The organism is Polyangium spumosum (genome assembly GCF_009649845.1).
Lineage (GTDB): Bacteria > Myxococcota_A > Polyangia > Polyangiales > Polyangiaceae > Polyangium > Polyangium spumosum.
Genome location: NZ_WJIE01000021.1, coordinates 1 through 10,541, shown reverse-complemented (window position 1 = coordinate 10,541; position 10,541 = coordinate 1). Strand labels below are relative to the sequence as shown.

The 10,541-nt window shown below is 66.0% G+C and carries 8 protein-coding genes and 1 pseudogene; 6 read left to right on the top strand and 3 right to left on the bottom strand.

Features of this window, described 5'->3' with window-relative positions:
* Positions 1-119: 119 nt before the first annotated feature.
* Positions 120-488: pseudogene (locus GF068_RS43930) on the bottom strand (transposase); the annotation flags it as partial.
* A 506-nt stretch (positions 489-994) separates the two neighbouring features.
* Between GF068_RS43930 and GF068_RS38610 the strand changes: the two are divergent.
* The 3 genes from GF068_RS38610 to GF068_RS38600 all read left to right on the top strand — a co-directional run bounded on the left by GF068_RS38610 (position 995) and on the right by GF068_RS38600 (position 5,274).
* Complete coding sequence (locus tag GF068_RS38610; RefSeq protein WP_240808060.1) at positions 995-2,134, top strand: ATP-binding protein; 1,140 nt, start codon at positions 995-997, stop codon at positions 2,132-2,134.
* A 521-nt stretch (positions 2,135-2,655) separates the two neighbouring features.
* Positions 2,656-3,672 carry a cytoplasmic protein gene (locus tag GF068_RS38605; RefSeq protein WP_153824565.1) on the top strand — a complete coding sequence of 339 codons (1,017 nt, stop codon included), beginning with the start codon at positions 2,656-2,658 and terminating at the stop codon, positions 3,670-3,672.
* A 57-nt stretch (positions 3,673-3,729) separates the two neighbouring features.
* Positions 3,730-5,274, top strand: coding sequence for a tyrosine-type recombinase/integrase (locus GF068_RS38600; protein WP_153824564.1), 1,545 nt, complete (start codon positions 3,730-3,732; stop codon positions 5,272-5,274).
* A 146-nt stretch (positions 5,275-5,420) separates the two neighbouring features.
* On the opposite strand, the gene GF068_RS38595 is transcribed toward GF068_RS38600, so the two are convergent.
* The gene (locus tag GF068_RS38595; protein ID WP_170319930.1) at positions 5,421-6,590 is read right to left on the bottom strand and encodes a tyrosine-type recombinase/integrase; all 1,170 of its coding nucleotides are present in this window, start codon (positions 6,588-6,590) and stop codon (positions 5,421-5,423) included.
* 67 nt (positions 6,591-6,657) lie between these two features.
* Entirely contained in the window at positions 6,658-6,885 is a 228-nt protein-coding gene (locus GF068_RS38590) for a hypothetical protein (RefSeq protein WP_153824562.1), read from the bottom strand.
* A 1,160-nt stretch (positions 6,886-8,045) separates the two neighbouring features.
* On the opposite strand from GF068_RS38590, the gene GF068_RS38585 reads away from it, so the two are divergent.
* The 3 genes from GF068_RS38585 to GF068_RS38575 form a co-directional block, all read left to right on the top strand.
* Positions 8,046-8,561, top strand: a complete 516-nt coding sequence (locus GF068_RS38585; RefSeq protein ID WP_153824561.1) for a hypothetical protein — start codon at positions 8,046-8,048, stop codon at positions 8,559-8,561.
* Positions 8,562-8,989: 428 nt separating this feature from the next.
* The gene (locus GF068_RS44610) at positions 8,990-10,096 is read left to right on the top strand and encodes a hypothetical protein (protein ID WP_206079647.1); all 1,107 of its coding nucleotides are present in this window, start codon (positions 8,990-8,992) and stop codon (positions 10,094-10,096) included.
* A partial coding sequence (locus GF068_RS38575) for a transglutaminase-like domain-containing protein (RefSeq protein WP_170319929.1) occupies positions 10,093-10,541 on the top strand: 449 nt, incomplete at its 3' end. The genes GF068_RS44610 and GF068_RS38575, both read left to right, overlap by 4 nt.

Here is a 10,541-nt window from a genome sequence, read left to right as displayed (position 1 = left end):
TGATAGGCGGGTCACATGCGCTGGGTGTCTTAACCAGTCTCCCAACGTGAAAGATATAGCATGGACACTTTTTTGTGACCTCGAAATTTTCAGCCGAGTATCAGTCATCGGACCGTTGCTCGAAGCGCCTGGCGCGTTGCTCGTGGGTGCTTCCTGCGGGCTCGCTGGTACACGCCGTCCCGCTTCCCGAGGATGCCCGCATCGCGCCCTGCGTGCCGGTCCTCCGGCGTCACGAACCGCAATGCGCTGTGCAGGTGCTCGAAATTGTACCAGCGCACGAAACCCTCCACCCACGCCCTGGCCTCGCCGAGGCTCTGGAATGGCCTCCGCGGATACTCCGGCCGATACTTCAGCGTCCGGAACATCGCCTCGGCGTAGGGGTTGTCGTCGCTCACGCGCGGCCGGCTGAACGACGGCACCACGCCGAGCCGCTGCAACGTCGCCAGCATCGTCGAGCCCTTCATCGGCCCGCCGTTATCGGCGTGCAGATGAATGTCAACGCTCGCCGAAAACCGCGCAAAAGTGGACCGGCCGCCGAGGTGGCACCTGGTCGCTCCTTTGGTCGGCGGATGCAGGCGTAAGTTTGTCCACGAGGGCATGACCGGGGCAGGATCCGCGCCACGGCAGCAAAAAAGAAGGGCCCGGAGACGCAACCTCCAGGCCCTCGGGTCGGTCGCGGGCACCGCGTCTCGACGGCGCATCCTTCGCACGAGTCCCCGCCGCCCGTCCAGTTTTGTGCTGGCCGACTTGGGCCATGGACTCAGCGCGGATCGTTCAGTGCGGAAATCCCCAATGTAACCGGGTAGTTGCCTTCTGCCCTCGATGCGATCGGGGGCAATCGTACTGCGAGCCGCGCGGCGCGCGAGAGGTGCACTTCCGCCGCTCGATGTCGTGTTACCGGACGACCCGCGGGTGCGCGGGCTGCGGGTAACGCCGCACTCGCTTGCGAATTACGACGCGCTGACGCGGCGCGAGGGCCCGGAGGCAAATGGTCATGAGTGACCTGAAAGGACGCCTCAAACACCTCGGCCTGCGCGCCGCGGCCGAGGGAATCGACGACCTCTGCGCTCGCGCGATCAAGGCGCGGTCGAGTCCGGTGGAGCTGCTCGAGCACGTCGTGGAAATGGAGGAGAAAGAGCGCGCCAAGAACAGCCTCGAACGGCGACTCTCCCGCAGCCATATCGGCCACTTCAAGCCCATGGCAGACTTCGACTGGGATTGGCCGACGAAGATCGACCGTGAGCTCGTGGAGTCTGCGCTGCGCCTGGAATTCCTCGCCCAGCCGAGGAACGTCGTGCTCGTCGCTTCCCACGGCCTGGGCAAGTCGATGATCGCGCGCAACATCGCGCACGAGGCCGTCATCGCCGGCAACTCGGTCATCTTCACGACCGCGGCCCAGCTCCTGCTCGACCTCGGCGCGCGGGAATCATCGCGGTCGCTCGCAAAGCGATTGAAGCATTACGCCAAGGCGAGCTTGCTGGTCCTCGACGGGCTAGGCTACCTGTCTTTCGATGCGCGAAACGCCGACCTGCTCTTCCAGCTCGTGAATCTACGCTACGAGAAGAAGAGCATCGTGCTGACGACAAACCTCGCCTTCAGCGACTGGCCCACGATCTTCCCGAACGCCACGTGCGCCACAGCCCTCATCGATCGCGTCGTCCACCACGCCCATCAGCATCGAGGGCGAAAGCTACAGGCTCCGGGAAGCCAAGGAGGTCGCTGGGCGCCGCAGCAGCGCGGCCGCCGCCAGGAAGAAGCGGTAGCTGCTTCGTCCCCGCTCGCAGGCCGGCCGGCACCCCGTCGGCGAACATCGGCCGGTCTATCCAAATTTCTGCGGATTTTGATGAGCGGCGACAACGAGGGCGAGCTTTGCGACGTGGTTGGAGGAGGCAGGGGTGTCGGAGCAGGTGCGCAAGCGGTTGATGGGGCATGCGGTGCGGGATGTGACGGAGAGGCACTATACGGCGCGGGAGGTGGAGCAGCTTGCGAGGGCAGTGGCTGCGATCCCAATCGAGCACGCGTCATTGCTTTGGGAGGAGACTCGGCGGCACCCGTGCGTCGCATCGGAAGCGGTGCCCGCCGTGGCCATCCGGTAGGATGCTCCACTCGCCGACGGCGCGGGGGTCCTCGCTGAACTTCTCGCGACGTCGCGCACTGAGCGCCGCGCACGCCTCCTTCATGCCCTGCGGTGCGATGGGATCACGGAGGAGAGCCTGCACAAGCGCGAGGTGCTCCGGAATGCCACGCCGAAGTCGAGGATGGTCTCGGAAATCTTTCGGTCAGGGATGACGGCGCCGTGGGTAGCCGTCTTGCGCTTCCTCTTGGTCATGTGTCTCCACGCCGTTTACCCCACCCGCAGCCCGAACACCAGGGCTTCGAGAACCTGAGCGTTTGTCCACGGGCGTGGCTTGACGCACACCCGTTTGCCCCCGGGATCGTACGAGCCAAATTTCCCTTGACAAGCTGTACCGGAAGGTAAAACCTTCGTGGCCAAGGGCGGTCCCGACGCCCGCGCCCGACTGCCTCCCCTCGCGAGGCACCCACGAGGGCCGAAGGGGAGTCGACTCCTCCGGGAGTATCGGTTCGTCCATCTTTCGATCCGTACGGCGCGAGCGGCGAGGGCCTCGCATGCCGGATGGAAGCGAGGGTGTGACCGTGACCGTGAAGAAGGATCTGAAGCGCGTCATCCGGGCCCGCATGGAGGAGAGCGGCGAAACCTACATGTCCGCCCGCAATCAGGTGCTGCGTGATCGAGAGGAAATCCTGGCGGCCGGGCTCACCGCATCGACGGCCCTGTTTTCCGTGCCGCGTTCCTCCGCAGCGTCCAAAGCTACAGAGCAAGAGGGGCTGTTCGATGCCGCCATTCTGAAGTTGAACCGGCAGTCGGCACGCGTGCGCCTGCTGGGGACCGGCGAACAGGTGACGTTGCGCTCCTCCGACATCATCGAGTACGTGCCTGGACAGATCGTGGCAATTGACATCGAGAGGCGCTGGTCGCATCGAGGATACGCCTACGTGAAGGGTGAGGTCGTTGAGGCTCGGATCGATATCCCCGCGCTCCAATTGCCGCCCCTCGGTCTGGAGGAGCACGGCGTCATGAATTGTCGCGAGGTGTACGAGCCGGAGCGCTCACCGGGGCTCGTGGGCGCGCTCTGGCGGAAGGCCACTGCCAAACCACGCCGGTATTTCGAGCTGGAACAGGTGCTTCCAGGCGTTGACTACGAATCTATGGACTTCGACGATCCCATCGTCGAGGCAAGCGAGGTCAATGAGGCGGGCGCTTTCCTCGAAGCGGAGGAGGTGCTCATGGATCTCCTGCTCCAGGACCTACGTTGCCTCGATGCCCACGCGCACCTCGGAGACTTTGCATTCGATCGATATCCGGAGCATGCACGACTCCATTACGAGGTAGGTGTGCGGATTGGAGAGCATGCGCTCGACGCCGGATTCACGGGTATGCTGCCATGGGCCTGCATCGACAATCGGCCCTTCATGCGGTGCCTGCACGGTTACGGTCTGACGCTCTGGCGACTCGGGCAGATGAAGGATGCGGAGCACGTCTTCGAGCGGATGATTTGGCTGAATCCGAACGACAACCAGGGGGCACGGTTCTGTTGGCTGGACGTCAAGGAAGGTCGACCGTGGAGGAGAGACGAGGAGGGGACGCGCTGAACGATCCTTGCGGGCCGCGCCCAATGGCGTAGGAAAGGGATCCGAGGCAGAGCCGCCATGCCGCTCCCCAAAGGGACCTCCCTCTTCTACCGCCCCTCCAAGAAACGCTGGGTTCTCAGCTACGCCGACCCCGTCCGGGGCCAGCCGCAGAAGGTCCTCCCCAAGGAGATCACACGCCAGCGCGACGCCGAGGCCTGGGCGGCCGAGTGGCTCCGCTCCGAGAACCTGCGCCCCGACCTCGCCCTCACGCAGCGCCGCGAGGAGGGTCTCACGGTCGCCGCCTGCGCCGAGAAATGGCTCAGCCTGCGCGCCGGTGATGAGCGCGTCTCCCCCGCAACCCTGAGCGGCAACCGGGGAGCCCTGCACAACTGGATCCTGCCGCGGTTTGGTACGAAGCCCATAGCCTCGCTGGAAGTCCCGGAACTGCGCGCATTCATCCGGGATATCCGTGGGAAGCGCGCAGCCTCGACGGTGCGAAACGTTTATTACACGTTCTGCACGCTCTTCGCCGATGCCATGGCCGAGGGCTGGGTGACCAGTCCGGCCAATATACTCCAGCATCCGGGCGTCCAGCGTGAGGTGCCTGAGTTGGAGGCGCGCGGGGCCCTTCGCATTCCGCTCGAATGGGCCGCGGCGCTCGTGAGTTCTCCGCAGGTTCCGCTCGATTGGCGCGCACGCTACGCGCTCGCATTCACGAGCGGCGCGCGCGATGGCGAGATCGCCGGATTGCGCTGGTCGGATGTCGACCTCGACGGCGTGACGCCGATGTTCCGGATCGAGCAGGCCGTTGCGCTCATCGGGAAGAAGGTCGGGGTCAGCTTCGCGCAGCCGAAAGATCCGAAAACCAAGCAGAGCAAGCGAACGATGCCGCTTCATCCCGCTGCCCGGGAGGCACTGCTTGAATGGCAGGCGCACTGGGCCGAACTCGTCGGTCGATCTCCAACGCCGAAAGACTTCGTCTTCCCAGGCCCTAACGGTGAGGCCACGCGGCCACGCAGCGCCGAGCAGATTCGCGAACACCTCGCCTCGCTCGGACTTCCCATCGAGCTCCGCGGCCAAGCGATCGACTTCAAGGCGACCCGCGCCAGCTTCGCATCGTGGCTGTCCGACGCTGATGTCCCCGAGCAGGTCCGCAAGCGCCTCATGGGCCACGCGCTCCGCGACGTGACCGAGAAGCACTACACGGCGCGCGACCTCGAGCAGCTCGCCCGAGCGGTCGCGAAGATCGAGCTCCGGTGGGAGACGGTGACCACCACGACCCCTACGATGCCCAGCCCGACAGCTTCAGAGGTGCCCCGCGCCCCCGTCTTCACATCGAAAGCCGGCACAAGGCCGGCACCGAAAAGGCCTCACTTCCGCAAACCGCTGGCGACGCAGAAACCGTTGTCCGATTGTGCTTCCACCGCTTCCTACGCACACAAAAGCGACATCCAGGCACAACCAGTTCTCGAGCGGGCGCGAATTCCTAAACCGAAGGTCGCAGGTCCGATTCCTGCCGGGGGTGCCAATGATTCCGAGGGGTTACGAGCCATCCCCCCTCGCTCCCTCCCCGCCGACAAAAGCTGTGGCCTCACTGTGGCCTCAACCGAGAACGGCGGTTGAGCCCAGCCGAGGACGTGTCCTCTCCGGGCCCTGCTCGACTGTCTGGAGGTGTTCTTGGGATGCGGGCGGCGGTGCGGTGACCTCGCCTACCATGGTCCGGTCGACCCTTGCCCCCGGCGTTGCACCGAGGGCCGCGTGGCCGGGCGTCAGTTCTTCTCCCCGTCGCCGTTCCCGCCACGACGGCGGACCGGCAACCGACGAGCGGCCTCCTCGAGGTCTTCCTTGAGGAAGTGCACGTAGCGCTGCGTGGTCGACAGGTTCGTGTGACCTGCCATCCGCTGCACGACATGCACGGGAATGCCTGCGCGGAGCCAAGCCGTGATCGCGAAGTGGCGCAGGCAGTACACCGACCACCCTTCGACCCCGGCCCGCTTGCTCGTTCGCGCGAACGCCTGCTTGAGCCCGGACTGGCCCCATGGCTCCCCGGTGTCGCTCAGCGCCACGTACGCCTCGCGCGCTGCGCTTTTGACAACCGGGGCGAGGACCCGCGCGAGCTCGCGCGAGATGGGGATCTCGCGCTGGCCAGTCTTCGGCGTGTGCATCTCGCCGTGTGACCGACCCTCACGCACGGTGAGGAACCCGCCGACGGCCTCGCCGTTCTCCCACCGGAGCTGCACGTCCTTGCATCGGAGCGCGCGGACTTCGTTGGGACGAAGCCCGGCGTCCGACATGAGCGTGAAGCCCAGGCGGTGCGTATCGCAGGCGACCCCGAGAATCTGCTCGACCTGATCGTCGCTCGGAATCTCCAGGACGCGCTGCCCGACCTGCTTCAAACGCGGCAGATTCGCCGGCCGGTCCTCGATGTATCCGCGGCTCTTCGCGAACCGCAGAACCGATCGAAGCACGACCTGCGTATTGTTCCGCGTCGAGCGGCTCAACTTGCGCTTCGAAAGCGCGAGGTCAAGATCCGCGGCTGCCTTCCCGTCGACTTTGTCGAGGGTCAACTTGCCGAGCTTCGGAAGCAACGAGGCCCGAAGGACCGATTCGTACCCCTTCCGGCTGGTGACTTTGAGCTCCGCGACCATGAAGGTCTCTCGGAACTCGCCGACCACCTCGGCGAAGGTCTTCTTCGGCTTCGGCGCGGCATTCGATCCGGACGAATCGCCCGAATCGACTGCCGGCGCAGTCCCCGGCTCGAACGGCTCGCCATGGTTGGCGATGTTGAGCAGGTACCGCTTCTCCTCCGCACGGGCCGCGGTCCACGTTTGGACCTCGGCATCCTTGCGGAAACGAGCCCGCGTGCCGTCCCGCTTCTTGTACTGGATGTCAATCAACAGACGGGTTTCCCCGTATCGCTCTACCTTGCGGACTGCCATGGTCAGATTCCTTTCCGACCATCCCAGCCACCTTTGCGAGGCTGGGACTGTAGCACGAGGACCGTCCTCACGGGACACCCCAAGCCTCGGAGAACCGGACCCGCCAGATCCGGCCGAACTTGCGCGCCCGCACGCCATCGACGCTGGCCTCGGTCACCCCGTCCGCGGCCCGCACGGCGCGCCGCTCCAGCGTCTTTCGCAGCGCGCCCACATTCATGCCGAGGTGCGCCGCTGCGCGGTCGATGGGCACCCAGCCCCCGACCGCTTGATGGGCTTCTCCCTGCTTTGCCGACATGCCGGGACCTCCCTTCCTTACCGCCCATGTCCACCTCCCCGACGCGCGCGAGGGCTCCGCGGCGCCACGTGAATCGACGACCAGGCGAGGGGGCTCGAGCTCACGGCGAGCGACCCCTCCCAAGCGTCGGTCCACCGGAATGTACGGCACGTCAGCGACGACTTTCAAGCCATTTCGCGAATAAAATCGTCGCGTTACGGCCGACGATCGAATCTCCGAACTTTGATAGGGGATCCTGAACGCCCCCCCTTGTTTCGCCGCGTGTCGATCCGAGGACCGCCGAGAAATCGATCCACATTTCGCATGCTCGTCGAGGCCCCTCTCGCGGAAGTGCCGCGTTCACTCGCGCTCGACGCCTGGCGATGTGCAAATCCTCGGCTGATTTCTCGGAAACCATCGGACTGGACCCCTGGAAATCCAGGCTCGTCGACGAGCACTTCTCGAAATCACCTTTTCTTTCTCGGAAAACGTATCTCGGGGACCGCGCTCGAAGGCCGCTCGAGCGTCCGCCATTGTACGAATTCGCACTCGCGGGGACGCCTCCAACGGCGTGCATCTCACGACGTCGGGCACGAGCTCGTCATCGTGATCGGACCCGAGGCCGGGCCCGAGGCGCAAGGCCCCGGCCCTTCCAAGGGAAACGTCTCGGCGCTGCCGGGGCCGGCCTCGGGGAACGCTCGGGAATTCTCGGCCTTTCGCGGCGCACACGGGGGCCACCAAGCGGGCTCCCATTCTGTTCGGCGTGTACCACCCGGAAGCGGAGATTCCGCTGCGAACGGCTCTTGTACAGCGAACACCTTAAACTTTCGTCGTTCGACGCCTGATGTCCGTCAGGCGGGGGTTCGTCTCCCCGCATGTCGTTCAGCCATGGCCAGCCTCCGCTGTTTCAATGGCCGAACGCTGAACAGCGGAGTTCACTGCCGGAAGCAGCGCGCGTGATGCGCGCACGTGGTGCCACAACGAACTCATCGAGGTCGTCCAACGCAGTTGCGTGCGCCATTTGCCTTGTTTCATGCCGCCACAGCACACCCGTACGTCCGCACGAACACCCTCTTGGGCGACAGGCAAACCGTGCCCCGCACGATTTCCCGCACGGATCGACATCGTCCGGGCGGTCGCCACGTTCGACGCTCCCGTAGGGAGGCAGCGTTGATCGCGGCATGACGCAATTTCGTGCTGTTTGCGCGCACGACGACCTTCGGAGGGGCGCGGATCTGCCGCCGATCGGCGCCCGAGACACCCCGCAGCAGCCGCACCTCATCATGCAAATTCCCCGGCAGTTTCTCGGGAGTACCGCCCTGCGCGCGACATTTAGTTTGTTCTCAAACTATGCGTTCGGCCGCATCACTCGACGACGGGTCGCCTGCCGAACATTTTTGGTGTTGCAATGCTCGATTGAATCGTCACATCATCGCCCCAGCACCATGAACGACGCAGAGCCCACTGCGCTCGACGGGCAGTCGTGTGCCGTCGAGCCCGATCCGCGCACCGAACCCAAAGCGCCTGCGGTCGAGCTGCGGAGCTGGCAGCAGATCATCGACCTGTACGGGGGCGGGTATCAGCTCACCGCGCTATGCGGCAAGACCTTTCGCCATGCCCCCAAGTCCGAGCGGCTCTACTTGTCGGGCCCGGGCCCGGCGCGAAAGCCCCGCGGGAAGAGGAGGTCCAAGCCATGACCCACGCCGAACCCAGCGCGCCCTCGGACGAGCCCGTCGAGCTCGGCGGCCATCCCCTGTTTCCTCGGCCGGAGTCAGAGACTGGCCCCGATCCGCGGAGATTTGATCTCATTCAGATCGTCCGCATCCTTCCGGACAAGACGCGGGAGGTCTGCCCGAGGTTGTGGAAGGGATCCGAACTGCGAAGTTGGGAGCAGGTCGTCGAGATGTACGGTGGCGAGTGCTCCTATTATGCCAACGCGCAGTGTGGGCAGACGTATCGGTATACGGCCAGGTCTGAGACGTATTACTTCGCTGGTCCCGCACGGAAGCCATTCGTCCAGGAGCCGCCGGCTCCGCGACCCACGCCGGCAGCGCCTCCCGCGACCCCGGTGCCGCCCTACTACTACCCCGCGCCTGCGCCCGCACCGACACCGGCTCCGGCTCCGATGATGGGGGCGGAGTTCCTCACGCTGCTCCGGGTCATCCTCGAAACGAGCGCGAATACGCAGGCCGCGCTCATGCGCTCGATCGTCGAAACGTCGAAGCAGCCGCAGTCCAACCCGGCGCTGGAAGTCGTGCGCGACATGATCGTGCCGCTCCTCGACCGGCAGCAGCCGCAATCCAACTCGACGCTGGAAGTCGTGCGCGAGATCGTGCCGCTGCTGCGCGGAAACGACGCGGGCAAGCCGAGCGGCGGGGCCGGGTACGAACGAGGGATGGAGCGCGGGATCGAGATCGCGAAGAACCTCGGTGGTGGCAATGGCGGCGGGGGAGACGAGTTCGGCGAGATCGCCAAGCTCCTCACCCTCGTAAAGACCGCGACCGCTGCGAATACGCCGCCGCCGCCGCCGCCGCCGCCTCCCCCCCCGAATTCGTGGCCGACGGCGCCCGTTTCTTGGGAGGGCTGGGAGATGATCCAGACTCCGATGGGGATGGTCTTGCGGCAGACCGCTGCGCCCGTGCAGGCCGCGCCCGTGCAGGCCGCGCCCGCGCCGGCCCCCTCGCATGCCGCGCCCGTGCAGGCCGCGCCCGCGCCGGCCGCGCCCGCGCCGGCCCCGCTCGTGCAGGCCGCGCCCGCGCCGGCCCCCGCGCCCGTCGAGCTCCCGCAGCTCGACCCCGTGACGCCTGTTCGCGTGCAGCCCGCGGTGCCTGTGCAGTGCACGGACAGCCCGCTGAACGTCGCGCCGCCGCCGAGGCCCCCGCCGCCGCCTCCGCCGCCGCCGGAGCCTCCTTTCGTGGCCGCGCCGCTTCCGCCGCCTGTTCCGCCGCCGCCGCCTCCTCCTCCGCCGCCGCCGCCCGCGAGCGCACGGCCCGAGTCGCGGACGCACAAACCGACCAATCTCGCGCCGCACCTCACGGCCGCGGGTCTCGTTCCCGCGCCTCCGGACCCCTCGATCCCCGCCAATCCTCTCGCCAGTGCCGCAATGCAGGGCATCCAACTTCTCGACAACAATCCCGACTTCTTTGCGAAACTTGAGGAATTCGCCACGACCGGATCGCCCGCAGTCTTCGGCGAGGCGCTGTCCATGGCCGTAAAGAGCGGTGTCAAATGATCCGGCCGCGTATCGTCCACTTCCCTTCGAACCTCGCGAAAGCGCGGTACATGGCCGAGGGCAGCAAGCGTGATCTCCTGCTTCCCGAGGTCCAGCGCTGGGCTGCGGTGTTCCGGCGATTGCCGATGCACGAGCGCGCCGCGGCGATCCTGAAGTTCTGCCAGTACGCGATCGACTACGTGCGCGACCCGAAGCGCGAAGTCCTCGAAGATTCAGCCGTGACGCTCTTCCGTGGCTTCGGCGACTGCGACGCGAAAACGCGTGTCTTCGTGGCCCTCTGCCGCGCATGCGGCATTCCGGCCCGCGAGAAGCCCGTCCGTCCTGAGCAGGACTTTCCGCATATCCTCGCGGAGGTCTTCGTGAATGGGCGATGGCAACCCGCGGACCCAACGATCCTGAACTCGACGATCGGGCGTATCCCGCCCGCCTGGCTCGCGAGAACGAA